Here is a 16,704-nt window from a genome sequence, read left to right as displayed (position 1 = left end):
TCCCGGTGGATGGCTTGAGCATGATCGACCTCGCAACCCTGGCTGTGTTCTCTGGCGCAGTCCTGCTGCTGTTGTTATCCCCGGGCCCGAACATGGCATTCGTCATCAGCCACGGTGTGACCTATGGCTGGCGCGGCGGGGTGGCATCCGGGTTGGGCATCAGCGTGGCGGACCTGCTGCTCACGGCACTGACCGCAACCGGTGTGACCGCTCTGGTCGCCAGTTGGCCGCCGGCCTTTGACCTGATTCGCTACGCCGGGGTGTTGTACCTGCTGTGGCTGGTGTTCAAGACCCTGCAGAAAACGCCCGCCCTGGACACGGCCCACGTCAGCCGCGTGCCGCTGGGCCGGGTGTTTGTGCGGGCAATGCTCAACAGTTTGCTCAACCCCAAGGCGCTGCTGTTTTTCATGGTGTTCCTGCCGCAATTCGTCAGCCCCGAGGCGGGCCCCATCGCGCTGCAACTGGTGCAACTGGGGATCATCCTGACGCTGATCAGCGGTGTGTTTCATGCCGTGCTGGGGATTTTTGGCGGGGCGGTGAGCCGGTTTTTTGCCGGCAAACCGGGGAGCGCAGGCTTACAGAAATGGGGCCTGGCAACCGTGCTGATGGTGCTGGCCGTGCGCTTGGCATTGATGTCTCGCCCGACGTGAAACATCACTCATAAAAGGACGTTACCCATGTACATCGCAGCCTTTATCTACAAGCCCGGCGAACGGGATGACGAGTTCCAGCGCCTCACGAATCTGATCGACGCACTGGCAGCAAGGCTGCCGGGATACGTGGGGGCCGAGTCGTGGCGTTCGGCGGATGGCGGGTTGATCAACGCCAGTTATTACTGGCGTGACGAGGCCTCCATTCGCGCCTTTGCCAGCCACCCGACCCACCTGGAAGCCAAGCGTCTATACCGCCGCTGGTACGGCGGTTATCACGTGGTGATTTCCAAAGTGGAGCGGGCGTATGGGGACGGCACCATCGGGCATTTGGTGCCCGCCGACCGCCACGGACGGGCGAACGCTTAACCCAACCTGGCCGCCGCCCGTGCCACGATTTCACCCCGGGTCTTGCGCGACTCTGCGGTGCGCTTGCGGGCTTCTTCCAGTACATGCGGCGGTGCGGTTTCCGGCCGGCCAGCATTGAACGGCGGCGCCGGGGCGTACTCAATCTGCAACTGCACCAGTTGCGCTGCCGCCTCGCTGTACAGCTCGGCGGCCAGGGTCAGGGCAAAGTCGATCCCGGCGGTAATCCCGCCACCGGTCAACAGGTTGCCGTCACGCACCACGCGCTCCTGCACCGGGATCGCACCGAGCGGTGCGAGCAGGTCGTGGTAGGCCCAGTGAGTGGTCGCGCGACGCCCGCGCAGCAAGCCCGCGGCACCCAGCACCAGGGAGCCGGTGCACACCGATGTCACATAGCGCGCGGTCTGGGCCTGTGTCTTGAGAAACGCCAGGGTCTGCTCATCCTCCATCAATGCCCCGACGCCAGAACCGCCGGGCACGCAAATCACGTCCAGCGTCGGGCACTCGTCATAAGTGGTGCTGGGGGTAAATACCAAGCCGGTGCTGGAGGTGACCGGCGCGAGGTCCTTCCACACCAGGTGCAGTTTCACATCCGGCAGCGATCCCAACACGTCGTAGGGCCCGGTGAGGTCCAGTTGCTGGATGCCGGGGAACAACAAAAAGCCGATCTGCAAGGTCATGGGGACTGCTCCTGATAAAGGGATGGACGGCTTCACTCTAGTCACCTAGGCTTTGGCGCATACGCCATTGAGCCCACGAATTACGCCAACATGCCCAGAATCATCAACGTGCTCGCCTTTCCCAACGTGCAGGTGCTCGACGTCACCGGGCCCTTGCAAGTATTTGCCTCGGCCAATGACCTGGCGCGCCAGCAGGGCTTGCCGTTGCCCTATGCGGTCAGTGTGATCGCCGCGCAGGCCGAGCCGGTGATGACCTCGGCGGGCCTGGCCCTGGTGGCCGAGCCACTGCCGCCTGCCGATGCCCCGTGCGACACACTGGTGATTGCCGGCGGCTGGGGGGTGTACGGCGCCGCCGAAGACCCGGCGCTGGTGGACTGGGTTCGGCAAAAAGCCACCCAGGCCCGGCGCATGACTTCGGTGTGTACCGGCGCCTTTCTGCTGGCCGCCAGCGGTTTGCTCGACGGCCGCCGCGTGGTGACCCACTGGACGCGCTGCGAAGAACTCGCGCGCAAGTACCCACAGCTGACGGTGGAGGCCAATCCGATTTTCATCCAGCAGGGCAACCTGTGGACCTCCGCCGGCGTGACCGCCGGTATCGACTTGTGCCTGGCGCTGGTGGAGGAGGACCTGGGTCGCGCCGTGGCCCTGGAAGTGGCGCGGCACCTGGTGGTGTTTCTCAAGCGCCCCGGTGGGCAATCGCAGTTCAGCGTGACGTTGTCCCTGCAAAAGGGCGGTAGCCGTTTTGCGGAGCTGCACGCCTGGATCGCCGAACACCTGACCCTCGATTTGAACGTTGCCACACTGGCCGCCCAGGCAGGCATGAGCGAGCGCAGTTTCGTGCGCCACTACCGCGCCGAAACCGGCCAGACACCCGCGCGAGCCGTCGAATTGATCCGTGTGGAAACCGCCCGCCGGCAATTGGCGGACAGCAGCGCGTCGATCAAGCGCATCGCCGTGCACTGCGGCTTTGGCTGCGAAGAAACCATGCGCCGCAGCTTCCTGCGAGCGGTATCGATCACACCCCAGGCCTACCGTGAACGGTTTTCCTCACCCGGTTGAGGTCGAGCCTGTTTGAACGAATAGGTACGTTTTTGTATCAAGGTGCTATGTTACTCACAGTCCATTGCGCAGTGTCTTGATCCCAGGCCTCTACGTCGCGGTTTTGAACCTTCCCGGCGTGCGCACAGCTCATGAATTCACTACCTCCTGTCCTTGTCGAACTACGCGCGGCGACCGCTGCACTGCATCGACGTCTCGACACTCGGCTGCCTTTTTCCCGCATGGACCTGGCGCTGTACCGCGAGTTGATGAGCGCCTACTACGGCTTCTATCAGCCGCTGGAGCGCGCCCTGGCGCCGTGGGGCGAGATCATCCCGGACCTGGAGTGGGGGCGGCGCAGCAAAACTCCGTACTTGCAGGCGGATTTGCGGGCGCTGGGCCTGGAAAACCTGCAGATCGATGCCTTGCCGATATGCCCCGAACTGCCCGCCATCACCAACGTGGCCCAGGCCTTGGGCGCCCTCTATGTGCTGGAAGGCGCCACCCTCGGCGGCCAGGTGTTGCGCGACCTTATCGAGATCAAGATTGGCGTGGGCTCCACCAATGGCGGCGCGTTCATGAATGTGTACGGGGCCGAGACCAGCGCCCTGTGGCAGCGTTTTCTGGCGTGCCTTTACCCGCTGCGAACCGCGTACGAGCGCGTGGAGGCGGTGAAGGTCGCCGAGTCGACCTTCCTGTGTTTCGAGCAGTGGCTGGACCGCTGCGGGGTGCTGCGATGACCACGGTCGATACGCTGATCGACGATTGCGCCAGCGAGCCCATCCATATCCCCGGCTCGATCCAGCCTCACGGGTTGTTGTTGACGCTGAGCGAACCGGCGCTTGAGGTGCTGCAAGCCAGCAGCAACCTGAGCGTCGCGCTGGGCCTGGACGCGCAACGCCTGTCGGGCCAGGCGCTGGCCAGTGTGCTGGGCAGCGAAGCGGCAGTACAGGTGAGTCGTGCCCTGGCAGACCTGGACGCCTTTGAGGAGGACGTGCATCAACTGACGCTGGATGGCTACGCCTACGACATCCTGCTGCATCGTCATCAAGGCCTGCTGTTTCTCGAACTGGAGCGGAGCCTCACGCTTGAGCACAGCGCTGTGAAGCAGCTGTCCCGAACGCTGCGCCGCTTGCAGTCGGCCAAGACGCTCGACAGCTTGTACCAGATCAGCGTGACCGAGATTCGTAGCCTCACCGGTTATGACCGGGTCACCTTGTACCGCTTCGAGCAGGAAGGCCACGGCAAAGTGATTGGCGAGGCCCTCAGCGACGGCATGCAGCCGTACCTGGGATTATGTTTTCCCGCGTCGGACATCCCGCCCCAGGCCCGCGAGCTGTACCGGCTGAACTGGATCCGCGCGATTCCCGACGCCGAGTACCAGCCGGTGCCGATCCTGCCGGCCCTGCGCCCCGACAACGGCCAGCCCCTGGACCTCAGCTTCGCCGTGTTGCGCAGCGTGTCCCCGGTGCACTGCCATTATTTGAAGAACATGGGCGTGCGTTCCTCCATGAGCATTTCGCTGCTCAAGGACGACCAGCTCTGGGGCCTGATCACCTGTGGTCACCGTGAGCCGTTGCGCGTGCCCCATGAACTGCGCACGGCGTGCACCAGCATCGGCCAGTTGTTGTCGATGCAGATCACGTTGCTCCAGGAGCAGCAGGAGCGCCGCCAACAACGTGACAAGGCCGCCATGGTCGAAGAGTTGGTCGCCGCCATGACCGCGGACCAGTGCGATGTGATGGAAAGCCTGTTGCCCTATGCGCAAACGCTGCTGAACCTGACCGCCGCCGGTGGCCTGGCGATACGGGTGGAAGAGCGCCTGCATGTGTTCGGCGTTTGCCCTGCACGTGCTGAAATCCACGCCTTGTACCAGTGGGTGCGCGGACAGGGCAAAGGCGTGGTGCACAGCCATCAATTGTCGGTGGACTTTCCCCCGGCGGCGGCCTACCAGGCCCATGCCAGCGGCCTGTTGGCGTTCTGCCTGCCCAAGCCGGTGGACAACGCGGTGATGTGGTTTCGCCCGGAGGTCCAGTCCTCGGTGGAGTGGAGCGGCCAGCCGGTCAAACATCAGGAACCGGGCAGCACGACCTTGAGCCCGCGCCTGTCGTTTGAGTTGTGGAAGCAGCAGGTCGATGGCAAGGCGCTGTATTGGTCGCTGTCGGAGCTACAGGCGGCGGAGAGCCTGCGGCGCAATGCCCTGGAGCATGACCTGGCGCGCCAGGTGCAACGCGAACATGCTGCGGTGCGGGCGCGTGACGAGCTGGTGGCGGTGGTCTCCCATGACCTGCGCAGCCCGCTGACCATCCTGCTGATGCAATGCGGCATGATGCGCAGCATGGTGCCCGCCGAGGACAACAAGGCGAACCGGCGCCTCTCCACCGCGATTGAAACCATGCAAAACGCCACCGCCCGCATGAACACGCTGCTGGAAGACCTGATCGATATTTCGCGCATCGAGGCCGGGCGCTACAGCGTTTCGCTGCAACGGCTCGATGTGGCGGCAACCCTGGACCAGATCTGTTCGATGTGGCAACCGCTGGCGGCTGCCAAGGGTGTGGACCTGACTTGGCGCTCAGTGGACGGGCTGAGTGCCCAGGCCGACCCGGAGCGCTTGTTCCAGGTGTTTTCCAACTTACTGGGCAACGCCCTGAAATTCACCCCGGTGGGCGGAGTGATCGAGGTGATTGCCGAGGCGGCGGGGGACGAAGTGCTGTTTCGGGTATGCGACAACGGCATCGGCATCGACCCGGCGCAGTTGCCGTATATCTTCGACCGCTACTGGACCTCACGCGAGGGCAACCCCACCGGCAGCGGGCTGGGGTTGTACATCTCCCACGGCATCGTCGAAGCCCACGGCGGCACCCTGTGGGCTGAAAGCGTGGTGGGGCAGGGCAGCGTGTTCAGCTTCAGGATTTCGGCTGGGGGCTGAGGCTCAGCAGCTCGAAGATCGCCTCAAGGGTTGCCTGGGGCGCCTCCTGGGGAATGTTGTGGCCCACGCCGGCCAACACCTCGCGCCGATAAAACCCGCTGAAATTTTCCAGGTCGTCATCTTCGACCGGAGCCGGACCTACGCCGTCATCAGCGCCGCACAACGAGATGCTCGGTACTGAAATCGGCGGTGGCTGCACCAGGGCCTGCTCGATGCTTTCCAGCGCCGGATCACCCGGCGCGTACATGAAGCGATGACGGTAGGAATGGACCACCACCTCGACAAAATCCGGGTTATCAAACGAGGGCGCTGTCTTGCCATACAGGCTCGGCCCTTCGGCCCAGGACGGCGACCAGAGCGCCCAGAGCAACTGGCAGAACTCGCGACGATTGGCGGTCAAGCCGTCGACGCCGCGTTGGGTATGAAGGTAAAACTGATACCACAGCCGATGTTCTGTTTCCGGCGCCCGAGGCTTGGTCGACGCAGCGATATCCTGAATGTTGTAGCCATCGCCCGTCACCAGGCCGCGCACCCGTTCAGGCCAAAGCGTCGCAACGATACACGCCGCGCGTCCGCCCCAGTCATAGCCCACCAGCGTGGCTTTTTCGATGGACAGGGCATCCATGAAATCCAGCAAATCCTTGGCCAGCGCTGCTTGTTGGCCGGAGCGCATCACCTGTTCGTTGATAAAGCGCGTCGGGCCATAGCCGCGCAGGTATGGCACCAATACCCGGTAGCCACGTGCGGCGACCACCGGGGCGATCTCGTCATAGCCACGAGGGTCGTAGGGGAAGCCGTGCAGCAGAATCACCACCTCACCGCCTTCCGGGCCATGGGCTTCGTAGGCGATATCGAGCATGGGCGTGCGGATTTGGAGGGTGGGCATGGAGGCTCCGAGGGTGGAGGGAAAGTGTTGGAACTGTAGACCAAGCGGGTTACCGAGTGTGGTTCGAAAGGCTGCAATTGCTTGACTTGTCTAGACCGGCCTGGCGCAAGCCGATGCAGTTGCCCCACGGGTCGCGCACCTGGCACATCCACTCGCCGCCTTGGATTTTCATCGGGCCGCGATACAAAGTGGCGCCTAACGTGACCAGTCGCTGTACCTCGTGATGCAGGTTAACCACCCGCCAATACACCACCGACCCCGCCGCACCGCTGGCGACCTTGTTGTCGGCGTTCACGATTTCGATGGCCACGCCGCCCACGTCCAAATGACCGAAATCATCGGGCTCGTGGTAGATGCGTGTGGCGGCACAGAAGGCGGTGGCGTACCACTCAGTGGCGGCACGCCAGTCGGGGACGTGAATCAGGATGGAGATAATGGGCATCAACCGAACAACACCTGCTGCCAATGGGTTTCACTGATGATAGCGATCGGAATACCGCTATTTCTTAACTCGACGGCTTTTTTGATCTTCGTTCCATATGAGCTATGGAGCCATTGTTCATTACCAACGCTCCCGACCACGAGAAAATGAACCTTCTTGCTCACCGAGTTACCGATTAGGCCGCCGCGTTCTACGACAAGTAACTCACATTCCTTGCGAGGCCCGTACGCCATGACACCGGTAAACAAAAAAGTCCGGTCCTGCCACTCCAGTGTCGGAGCCGGATTGTTCAGCGGCAGGCTGCTGACAGCAGAGGGGCGTTGAGGTGACCCCACCGAGATACCGGAAAACTGATGCAGCATTTCCAACAGTTCTGCGGACTCTTCCGCGTCGAGAGCACCGTCACTCAACATGCTGGCAAGGCGCTGATAAAGAATGTTTACCACCGGGTCTTCCAACTGGAGCAGATGGGTTTCTATCCAGGTCTTTAGAAACGCTGCTTCCATCTGATTGATGTTTCCGTCGGCGACCAGGCCGGCAGTGACGCCGAGTAATGCGTCGGCAGAGCGCCGATCAATACGCGCCTTGTGGAAGAGGTGACTGCGTTCGAATTCCTGATGAAGATCGGTCATGCGTCCATGCTCCTTAAGTCAGTGCTTTGCCAGGTCTCGGTCCAGCTCAGCATGGGCCGAAGGTTTCGCGTTGATGGTGAAACCGATATACACACATGTTGTGATGTTTGCCAAATAACCTGTGGCGAGGGAGCTTGCTCCCGTTGGGCTGCGCAGCAGCCCCAGGTTTTGTTGAATGTGTTCTTTGAGTTAGATGGCGTTGAGCTTTTGGGGCCGCTTCGCGCCCCAGCGGGAGCAAGCTCCCTCGCCACAGGTATTGCGGTCATATTCCTTCCTTGAATATTTAGCGGTGTCGTAAACGGTGCGACCGATCTACACAGATCTTGTGTTTTTTGCCAAACAACCTGTGGCGAGGGAGCTTGCTCCCGTTGGGCTGCGCAGCAGCCCCAGGTTTTGTTGAATGTGTTCTTTGAGTTAGATGGCGTTGAGCTTTTTGGGGCCGCTTCGCGACCCAGCGGGAGCAAGCTCCCTCGCCACAGTGAGGGGCTGACTTAAATCTCTGCGTGGCTGATGACATGTTTGAAGTGATGCCGCCACAAATCCGCGCCCAGTTTCCCCGAGCGATCCAGCGATGAACCCACAGTCAAATCGCTGATCAGCGTGGGCTGTAATCCGGCATCAAACAACGCAAACCCGGCCGCCAGCACACAGGTGTCAGTCTGGATGCCACACACCAACACCCGGTCTGGCGCGAGGCTTTTCAGGTGGCTGATGGTCTCGGGCGTGGGCGCGTAGCCGTGTTTGATGAAGATATGGTCGGCGGCGATCAGGCTATCGTCGTCGGGCGCCGGCTGCCAGCCGAGTTGGCGGGCGAACGGGGTGATGCTTTCGTCGTGGCGCTCTACGGTGGCCACTGACGGCATGCGACCCAGCAAGGCGTTGATACCGATTACCAGCCAGTCGGGCGGGGCGAAGGAGGGTTGTACATCGATGATCAGTAGGACTTGGCGCATTGGCATCCTGGTATAGATCGAAGGACCACGCATTGTGCACCGGGTACACCTCGTCTCCAAGTCTGGCGCGGTCATGTGGGAGCAGGCAAGCCAGCTCCCACAAGGTTACTCAATTGCCTTGAGATTGTGCTCGGGCTCAAGGCTGCCAAACCGTCTTCACCCCGCTCAACTTCCGGTCCAGAAACGTCGCTGCGCTGATCAGCGCCAAATGGCTCAACGCCTGCGGTGTATTGCCCAAATGCCGTGCCTGGTTATCAAATTCTTCGGCATACAACCCCAGCGGATTGGCATAGCGCAGCAACTGTTCAAACTCCAGATGCGCCTTCTCCACTTGCCCGGCCCGGGCCAGGCATTCCACGTACCAGAACGAGCACGCTGCAAACGCGCCCTCGGTGCCTTGTAGCCCATCAATCTGGCTGTCGTCGTTGCGGTAGCGGTAGACCATGCCGTCACGCACCAGGCTTTTCTGGATCGCCTCCAGTGTCGACAACCAGCGCGGGTCTGTCGCCGCAACGAAGCGCACCAGTGGCATCAACAGCATCGAGCCATCCAGCGCGGTGCTGCCGATATGCTGCACGAAGTGGCCGCGTTCTTCGTTCCAGAAGTTGCTCCAGATATCGGCATAAATCGCCTGGCGAGTCTGGTCCCAACGGGCAAACGGCGCCGGTAGCGAGCGCTTGGACGCCAGTCGAATCGCCCGGTCCAGGGCCACCCAGCACATCAGCCTTGAGTGCAGGAAGTGATGCTGCTCACCGCGCATTTCCCAGATGCCGACGTCTTTGTGGTTCCAGGTTTCGCAGACCTGGTCGGCTACTTCCACCGTGTGTTTCCAGCCCTCATGGGAGATGGCCTCACCGTATTTGTTGACCAGGTATACCGCGTCCATCAACTCGCCGTAGATATCCAGTTGCACCTGGTCGTACGCCTCGTTGCCGATGCGCACCGGTTGCGCGCCGCCGTGGCCGCTGAGGTGGCTCAGCTCGGTTTCCGGCAGTTCCTGGCGGCCGTCGATGCCGTACAGGATGTTCAGGATGTTGATTTTCATCGGCTGATCGCAGCAGTCACCCACCCGGCCTTTCAACCAGCGCATGTAGCCGTTGGCTTCCTCGATAAACCCCAGGCGCATGAACGCGTAGACGGTGAACGAGGCGTCGCGGATCCAGGTGTAGCGGTAGTCCCAGTTGCGCTCGCCGCCGGGTGTTTCCGGCAGGCCGAAGGTGGCGGCAGCGAGGATTGCACCGTGTTTGCGCGAGGTCAAAAGCTTCAAGGCCAGGGCCGAACGATTGACCATCTCGCGCCAGCGCCCACGGTAGTTGGATTGGGAAATCCAGCCGCGCCAGAACTTCAGGGTGCGCTCCAGGCACAGGTCGGTGCAGTCGTTTTTGACTCGGGCATCGTCCAGCCCGCCGAGGACAAACTCGGCGCCTTCTTCCTGGCCGAGTTCAAAGGATGCTACGGCAGCGTCGCCATCCAACTGCAGGGTGTGGCTGCTGGTCAGGCGCAGGCCGGGTTGGTCTGCGGCCTCAAACAACACGTCGCCGTCATCTTGAGTGGCCCGGGTCTGGGCGCGGGCGTAGTCATGACGCACTGCGCAGCGCATATGGATGCTCGCTTTGCCGCTGACCACCCGCACCCGCCGAATCAGGATCGGCAGGTCGTCAACTTCTTCACTGACGGTCAAGAAATCGGTAATTTCCACCACCGCGTCATTACTCAACCAGCGGGTTTGCAGCACGTTGGTGTCGGGCAGGTAGATCTGCTCGCGGCGGGCGTCGGGCAGGTCCGGCGTGAGCTGGAAGATGCCGGCGGCGGGGGAGTCCAGCAATGAGCAAAAGATGGAGGGGCTGTCGAACTCCGGCCAGCAGAAAAAATCGATGCTGCCTTTGTCGTTCACCAGCGCTGCACTGCGCATGTCGCCGATGATGCCGTGGGCATCAATGGCACTTTGTGGTTCGTTTTTCAGATCAACCATTGCCACGAAACTCCGGATAAAGGCTCATGCCGCCATCAATGAACAGGGTGCTGCCCACCACGTAGTCGGAGGCATCACTGGCCAGCCACACCACCGCATTGGCGACATCTTCGACGTCACCCACGCGGCCATAGGGAATCAACTTGAGCAGTTCCACCTCGGCCGCGCCTTCGGTGGCGGCGCGGTTGATGGCCGTGCGAATCGCCCCCGGCGCAACGCCGTTGATGCGGATGCGCTGCTGGCTGACTTCCTGGGCCAGGGTGCGCATCAGCATTTCCACGCCGCCCTTGGACGCGGCGTAGTTCACGTGCCCGGCCCAGGGAATCACCTGGTGCACCGAACTCATGTGGATAATCTTCCCGGCGGCCCGGGAAACACCTTCGCGGATGCCCTGGCGGTTGAAGATGCGCAACGCGGCGCGGGCGCAGAGGAACTGGCCGGTGAGGTTGACGCCGATCACGGTGTTCCAGTCGTCGAGGGTCATGTCGACGGCAGCGGCGTCTTTCTGCATGCCCGAGTTGGCCACCAGGATGTCCAGGTGCCCGAAGGCATCAAGGGTCTGGGCAAACAGGCGCTCCACATCGGCCTCTTTCGACACGTCGGCGCCAATCGCAATGGCCCGGCCGCCGTTGGCGTTGATCTGCGCCGCCAGGGCTTCAGCCGGCGCCGCCTGGGCGTTGTAGTTCAGTACCACGGCGGCTCCGGCCTCGGCCAGGGCCTTGGCGGCCCCCGCGCCGATTCCGGAACTGGCGCCAGTCACCAGCGCCACTTGTTGCTCCAACGAAATGCGCATTGCCCACCCAACCTTTTTCAGAGTGCCCAACTAGCTGACTGGCGGGGCGGCCCACAAGTTCACCGGCTGTCTGGAATGCGACGATGGCTGTCTATATCTATCGTTTTTGCCACAGGACTTTTCGCTAGAATCGACGCTTGATTGATGCGAGACCTCAGCCGATGAACAGCCCACCCCGCCCGTGGCTTGAAGCCTACGCCGACAACTACCGCAACGATGACGTGGTGCATCCCCATTGCCACGCCCAGGCGCAATTGATCCACGGCGTGTCCGGGGTGATGGTGGTCAGCACCGCCCAGGGCAGTTGGCTGGTGCCGTCCGGGCATGCGTTGTGGGTGCCGGCCGGCACCCCGCATGAGATCCGCATGGCCGGCGAGGTGCATATGCGCACGCTGTTCCTCATGCCCGAGGCCGAGCCGGGGCTGGGGCGCACCTGCCAGGTGATTGAAGTGTCGGCATTGCTGCGGGAGCTGATCGTCGCCGCCACGCAGATTGCCGGGCACCACAGCCCGCGTCTGCAGGCCATGATCGAGTTGATCCGCATGGAACTGCTCGCCGCGCCGGTGGTGGCGATGCACGTGCCGGTGCCCGGCGAAGCACGGCTGGCCAGGCTGTGCACGCATTTCATCCGCAACCCTTCTGACGACAGCAGCCTGGAATCCTGGGCCGACAGCCTGAACATGAGCGCCCGCACCCTGAGCCGGGTGTTCCAGCGGGAGTTGGGCATGAGTTTCGGTGAATGGCGCAAGCGTGCGCGGTTGGCCCTGAGCTTGAAGTTGCTGGCCCAGGGCGTGTCGATCCTGGAGGTGGCGCTGGAGCATGGTTACCAGAGCCCGAGTGCGTTCAGTGCGATGTTTCGCAAGTCGCTGGGTTATCCGCCAAGTCATTTTCGGCCCGGAGTTTAGTGTTGCGTCAGGTAACGCTATTGTCTGTTTAGCGACGATACATGGCCCTGACGCGGGCGAATCGGACAGGCCATCTGCCTAATCTGCAAGGCTCCTTCTTGAGCGAGCCTTGTGATGCACAGCCCTTCTTTTCACCCATGGATGCCCATCGCCCTGTTGAGTGTGCTGGCCGGGTGCACTGGTGTGCCCGGTCAACCGTCGACCGTCACGGCGCAGCCTGCACCGCGGCTCTCCGCCGAGTCGGCCGAGGCGTTGCCCGCCCGTTGGTGGCAGCTGTACCGCGACCCGCAACTGGACGCCCTGGTGGCGCGGGCCCTGCACCAGAACAAAGACCTCGAAGCCGCCGCCGCCCATGTCGATGCGTTGCTGGCGCAGCTGGAACAGGCAGACGGCGAGCGCCTGCCGTCGACTTCCCTGGACTATGGCCTGGCCTACGGTCGCAGCCGCGATGACCAGACGCTGGCCCAGGCGACTAACCGTCATGCCGGTGCCGAATGGAGCCACACGCCTGAGTTTTCCCTGAGCTACACCCTCGATTTGTGGGGCGAGGTGCGTTATCGCATCGCTGCGGCACGGGCGGATGCCCAGGTGGCGCGGGCGCTGGAGGATGAGCTGCGGGTGACGGTGGCCGCGCAGACGGCCCGCGCCTATGCCCAGGCCTGCGTCTATGGTGTGCGCGAACAGGTGCAGGCGCACTCGGTGCAGCTGCTGGAGCAGAGCGTCGCGGTCACGCAGAAGCTGCAAAAGGCCGGCGCGGCCACGCAACTCGACCTGGCGCGCCTGCAAGGGTTGCTGGAAGAAACCCGGGCACCGTTGCCGATGTTCACGGCCCGGCGCAGCAGCGCGCTGTATGAGTTGGCCGTGCTCAGCGGGTTGCCGCCGGAGCAGGTCACGCCACGCAGCTGTACCCAGGCCCCGCAGTTGCAGGCGCCTTTGCCGGTGGGCGAGGGTTGGGCACTGCTGCAACGGCGGCCGGACATCCGCCGCGCCGAAGGGCAATTGCGCGCAGCCACCTTGACGGTGGGCCTGTCCCGCGCCGAGCTTTACCCGCGGATCACCTTCGGCGCGATGCTCGGTTCGTCCGCCAGCAGCCTGGGCAAACTCGGGGACCGCTACGCCACGGTGTATTCCGTCGGGCCGCTGGTGTCCTGGCGCTTTCCCAACCGGCAGGTCGCCCAGGCGCGGGTCAGGCAGAGCCAGGCCGAAGCGCGCCAGGCCCTGGCACGGTTTGACGGTACGGTGCTCAACGCACTGAAGCAGGTGGAGCAGGCCATGGCCCTGTACCAGGGCGAACAGCAGCGTGGGCAGGCCCTGGCCGCCGCCCTGGACAACAACCGCCGCGCCTTCGACCTGGCCTCCCGCGGCTACCATTCCGGCGCGCTGGATGCCCTGCAACTGCTGGACAGCGAACGCAGCCTGGTGGGCCTTGAAGCCCGCGTGGCCGAGTCCGACCTGCGCTTGATCAACCGCCAGATCGACCTGTTCCAGGCCCTCGGTGGCGGCTGGCAGCGTGACGATCCAACCGCCCCCTTATCTGTCGCTGTCAATGGAGCCAAACCATGAACCAGGCTGTTGAACCCATTCGCCTGACCGTTATGCAACGTCATCGTCGCGCCCTGGTGACCACGGCTTCCCTCGCGACGCTGGTGGGGCTGGCAACCTTTGCCGGGTACTGGTGGCAATGGGGGCGTTTTCTTGAAGAAACCGACGATGCCTATGTGCGCGCTGATTGGGTCGCTATCAGCCCACGAATTGCCGGGTATGTAGCCCAGGTGCTGGTGGAAGATAACCAGCCGGTCAAGGCCGGGGATGTGCTGGTGCGTATCGATGAGCGGGATTTCACCGAGCGTCTGAACAGCGCCCAGGCGCAACTGCAACAGGCGCAAGCAGCAGCGAGCGCACAGCAGGCATCGGTGCAAACCCTCGACGCGCAAATGGGCGAGCAACAGCAACGCATCGCCCAGGCCCGGGCGGAACTGAGCAGTGGCGAGGCCGAAGCCCGGCGCGCGCGGCTCGATTACCAGCGTTATCGTGAACTGGTCGCGCAACAGGTGGCCAGCGCCCAGCACCTGGAAACCGTCAGCGCCAGCCAGGCCAAGGCCCAGGCGGCCCTGGCCCAGGCGAGCGCCCAGGTCGCGCGGCAGCAGGCGCAGTTGCAGGTCTTGCAGGCACGCCGGCAACAGGCGCAGGCGCAAATCGTCGAGCATCAGGCACGCATCGGCGAGGCCCAGGCCAACCTCGCGCTGGCCCGCAATGCGTTGAAGGACACCGAGATCCGCGCGCCTTTTGACGGCGTGGTGGGCCAGCGCAAGGTCCGGCGCCAGCAATACGTGATGCCCGGCCTGCCGCTGTTGGCTGTGGTGCCGGTGGAGCAGGCCTATGTGATTGCCAACTACAAGGAAACCCAGTTGCAGCACATGGCGCCGGGGCAGTCGGTGGAAATCGCGGTGGACAGTTTTGCCGGCGCACATTGGCACGGCAAAGTCGAAAGCATCGCCCCCGGCTCCGGTGCCGTGTTCGCGCTGTTGCCGCCGGACAACGCCACCGGCAACTTCACCAAGATCGTCCAGCGGTTTCCGGTAAAGATTCGCCTGGAACCCGGTGAGTCGCGGGTGCTGCCGGGCATGTCGGTGATTGCCACGGTTGACACCCGCCCTGCCGCCAGCCAGGAGCACGTCCATGGAGGCTGAAGGGCGTGTGCCGTTTCGCGCCTGGGTCGCGGTGATCGGCGGGCTGTTCGGCTGCTTCATGGCCGGGATGAACGTGCACGTCACCAGCGCCGCACTGCCGGAAATCGAAGGTGCACTGGGCGCGACGTTTGAGGAGGGTTCGTGGATTTCCACCGCTTACCTGGTGGCGGAGATCATCATGATTCCCCTCACCGCGTGGCTGGTGCAGGTGTTTTCCCTGCGCCGGGTGATGTTGTGGGGCTCGGGGATATTCCTGGTGGCCTCGGTGGCGTGTTCGCTGTCGCCCAACCTGCAAGTGATGATCCTGATCCGGGTGGTGCAGGGCGCGGCCGGGGCGGTGCTGATTCCCTTGTCATTCCAACTGATCATCACCGAGCTGCCGCCCAGCAAGATCCCGCTGGGCATGGCCTTGTTCAGCCTGGCCAACAGTGTGGCCCAGGCCGCCGGGCCGTCGATTGGCGGCTGGCTGACCGATGCGTATTCCTGGCGCTGGATCTTCTACCTGCAACTGTTCCCGGGGATCGCGTTGCTGGCGGCGGTGGCCTGGTCCATTGACCGCCAGCCGATGCAGTTGGGCCTGCTGCGCCAGGGCGACTGGCTGGGTATCGGCTGCATGGTGCTGGGCCTGGGTGCGTTGCAGATCGTGCTGGAGGAGGGCGGGCGCAAGGACTGGTTCGGCTCGCCCTTTATCGTGTGGATGACACTGCTGGCGGTGGTGGGCCTGATCGGCTTCGTTGCCCGGCAATTATGGGGCGCGCACGCCTTTATCAACCTGCGACTGTTGGGCCACTACAACTTTGGGGTGGCCAGCGTGGCGATGTTTATCTTCGGCGCCAGTACCTATGGCCTGGTGTTCCTGGTGCCCAACTACCTGTCGCAATTGCAGCACTACAACGCCAGCGAAATTGGCGTGAGCCTGATCGCGTATGGTCTGGTGCAACTGATCATGGCGCCGTTTTTGCCGCGCCTGATGAAGTGGGTCAGCGCCAAAATGCTGGTGGCCTCGGGGTTCGCGATCATGGCTTTGGGCTGCTGGATGGGTGCGCACTTGTCGGCGGACAGCGCCAGCAATGTGATCGTGCCCTCGATCGTGGTGCGCGGCATGGGCCAGCCGCTGATCATGGTGGCGTTGTCGGTGCTTGCGGTGCATGGGCTGGCCAAGGCGCAGGCGGGGTCGGCGTCGGCGGTGTTCTCGATGCTGCGCAATCTGGGGGGCGCCGTTGGAACAGCGTTACTGGCGCAGTTGGTGGTGGTGCGTGAGCGGGTGCATTCGGCGCGGATCGGGGAGGCGGTGACGCTGTTTGACCCGGTGCTGCAACAGCGCTTGCCTGGCGGGGTGCTGCAGGAGCAGTTGCCGGAGCATCAGGTGGTGTTGGACCTGCTGGATCGGAGTGCGCGCCATCAGGCGTTTTTGATGGCCTACAGTGATGCGTTCTTTCTGGCGTGTGTGGCGTTGGCAGCGTGTGCGGTGGCGGCGTTGATGTTGCGGCGGATCTAGGGGCAGTGCTGTGGGGGACTCAAGTGAGCGCAATGGTTCAGGTGTGTTTTTTATGGTTTTGAGGGCTGGGTACATATCCGTTATTTGGGTGATGGCCGCTTATGGTTCCGCTCTTACAGCGGCTCACTTTTGAAAAGCGCAAAAGTAAGCAAAACGCTCTTGCCCCACCACTCGGCACCTCGCCTAGGCTCGGTGTGCCCTCACTCCGGCTTTGGACCGTGGGCCGCCGTCATGGGCCATCCTTGGCCCAGGACGGCTAACCTGGCG

General features: G+C 63.1%; 16 protein-coding genes. 9 read left to right on the top strand and 7 right to left on the bottom strand.

Annotation, left to right across the window (positions count from 1 at the left end; all coding sequences use genetic code 11):
• Positions 1-20: 20 nt before the first annotated feature.
• Together HX814_RS28635 and HX814_RS28630 are read left to right on the top strand one after the other, a co-directional pair.
• On the top strand, positions 21-650 hold the full coding sequence (locus tag HX814_RS28635) for a LysE family translocator (protein WP_087695340.1): 630 nt from the start codon (positions 21-23) through the stop codon (positions 648-650).
• A gap of 27 nt (positions 651-677) precedes the next feature.
• Positions 678-1,019, top strand: coding sequence for an antibiotic biosynthesis monooxygenase (locus tag HX814_RS28630; RefSeq protein ID WP_003208192.1), 342 nt, complete (start codon positions 678-680; stop codon positions 1,017-1,019).
• Here HX814_RS28630 and inhA read toward each other — a convergent pair.
• Positions 1,016-1,696, bottom strand: a complete 681-nt coding sequence (inhA, locus tag HX814_RS28625) for an isonitrile hydratase (RefSeq protein WP_102369581.1) — start codon at positions 1,694-1,696, stop codon at positions 1,016-1,018. The genes HX814_RS28630 and inhA overlap by 4 nt on opposite strands.
• A 90-nt stretch (positions 1,697-1,786) precedes the next feature.
• Between inhA and HX814_RS28620 the strand changes: the two genes are divergently transcribed.
• The 3 genes from HX814_RS28620 to HX814_RS28610 all read left to right on the top strand — a co-directional run bounded on the left by HX814_RS28620 (position 1,787) and on the right by HX814_RS28610 (position 5,666).
• On the top strand, positions 1,787-2,755 hold the full coding sequence (locus HX814_RS28620) for a GlxA family transcriptional regulator (RefSeq protein ID WP_102605371.1): 969 nt from the start codon (positions 1,787-1,789) through the stop codon (positions 2,753-2,755).
• 131 nt (positions 2,756-2,886) lie between these two features.
• The gene (locus tag HX814_RS28615) at positions 2,887-3,474 is read left to right on the top strand and encodes a biliverdin-producing heme oxygenase (protein ID WP_087695343.1); all 588 of its coding nucleotides are present in this window, start codon (positions 2,887-2,889) and stop codon (positions 3,472-3,474) included.
• Positions 3,471-5,666: an ATP-binding protein gene (locus HX814_RS28610; RefSeq protein WP_087695344.1), complete on the top strand. Its 2,196-nt coding sequence runs from the start codon at positions 3,471-3,473 to the stop codon at positions 5,664-5,666. Before HX814_RS28615 ends, HX814_RS28610 begins: the two co-directional genes overlap by 4 nt.
• On the opposite strand, the gene HX814_RS28605 is transcribed toward HX814_RS28610, so the two are convergent.
• The 6 genes from HX814_RS28605 to HX814_RS28580 all read right to left on the bottom strand — a co-directional run bounded on the left by HX814_RS28605 (position 5,644) and on the right by HX814_RS28580 (position 11,344).
• Positions 5,644-6,552: an alpha/beta fold hydrolase gene (locus HX814_RS28605; protein WP_177009191.1), complete on the bottom strand. Its 909-nt coding sequence runs from the start codon at positions 6,550-6,552 to the stop codon at positions 5,644-5,646. The two genes, HX814_RS28610 and HX814_RS28605, sit on opposite strands and share 23 nt — an antisense overlap.
• Positions 6,553-6,601: 49 nt before the next feature.
• On the bottom strand, positions 6,602-6,994 hold the full coding sequence (locus tag HX814_RS28600; RefSeq protein WP_177009190.1) for a VOC family protein: 393 nt from the start codon (positions 6,992-6,994) through the stop codon (positions 6,602-6,604).
• On the bottom strand, positions 6,994-7,626 hold the full coding sequence (locus HX814_RS28595; protein ID WP_003208180.1) for a BRCT domain-containing protein: 633 nt from the start codon (positions 7,624-7,626) through the stop codon (positions 6,994-6,996). The genes HX814_RS28600 and HX814_RS28595 overlap by 1 nt, the downstream gene beginning before the upstream one ends.
• A 491-nt stretch (positions 7,627-8,117) precedes the next feature.
• A complete protein-coding gene (locus HX814_RS28590; protein ID WP_177009189.1) occupies positions 8,118-8,579 on the bottom strand; it encodes a cysteine hydrolase family protein in 462 nt (153 codons plus the stop codon).
• 136 nt (positions 8,580-8,715) lie between these two features.
• Positions 8,716-10,551 (bottom strand): glycoside hydrolase family 15 protein, encoded by a 1,836-nt coding sequence (locus HX814_RS28585; RefSeq protein WP_177009188.1) that lies wholly within the window; start codon positions 10,549-10,551, stop codon positions 8,716-8,718.
• Positions 10,544-11,344: a glucose 1-dehydrogenase gene (locus tag HX814_RS28580; RefSeq protein ID WP_003208175.1), complete on the bottom strand. Its 801-nt coding sequence runs from the start codon at positions 11,342-11,344 to the stop codon at positions 10,544-10,546. The genes HX814_RS28585 and HX814_RS28580 overlap by 8 nt, the downstream gene beginning before the upstream one ends.
• 161 nt (positions 11,345-11,505) lie before the next feature.
• Between HX814_RS28580 and HX814_RS28575 the strand changes: the two genes are divergently transcribed.
• The 4 genes from HX814_RS28575 to HX814_RS28560 all read left to right on the top strand — a co-directional run bounded on the left by HX814_RS28575 (position 11,506) and on the right by HX814_RS28560 (position 16,437).
• Positions 11,506-12,249, top strand: coding sequence for a helix-turn-helix domain-containing protein (locus tag HX814_RS28575; RefSeq protein ID WP_003208174.1), 744 nt, complete (start codon positions 11,506-11,508; stop codon positions 12,247-12,249).
• A 114-nt stretch (positions 12,250-12,363) separates the two neighbouring features.
• The gene (locus HX814_RS28570; RefSeq protein WP_003208173.1) at positions 12,364-13,812 is read left to right on the top strand and encodes an efflux transporter outer membrane subunit; all 1,449 of its coding nucleotides are present in this window, start codon (positions 12,364-12,366) and stop codon (positions 13,810-13,812) included.
• Entirely contained in the window at positions 13,809-14,939 is a 1,131-nt protein-coding gene (locus HX814_RS28565; RefSeq protein WP_003208172.1) for an HlyD family secretion protein, read from the top strand. Before HX814_RS28570 ends, HX814_RS28565 begins: the two co-directional genes overlap by 4 nt.
• The gene (locus tag HX814_RS28560) at positions 14,929-16,437 is read left to right on the top strand and encodes an MDR family MFS transporter (protein WP_177009187.1); all 1,509 of its coding nucleotides are present in this window, start codon (positions 14,929-14,931) and stop codon (positions 16,435-16,437) included. Before HX814_RS28565 ends, HX814_RS28560 begins: the two co-directional genes overlap by 11 nt.
• The last annotated feature ends 267 nt before the right edge of the window (positions 16,438-16,704 follow it).

It is taken from the genome of Pseudomonas sp. C8002, from assembly GCF_013385765.1.
In the GTDB taxonomy this organism is placed as follows: domain Bacteria; phylum Pseudomonadota; class Gammaproteobacteria; order Pseudomonadales; family Pseudomonadaceae; genus Aquipseudomonas.
This window is presented reverse-complemented; position numbering and strand designations above follow the sequence as displayed.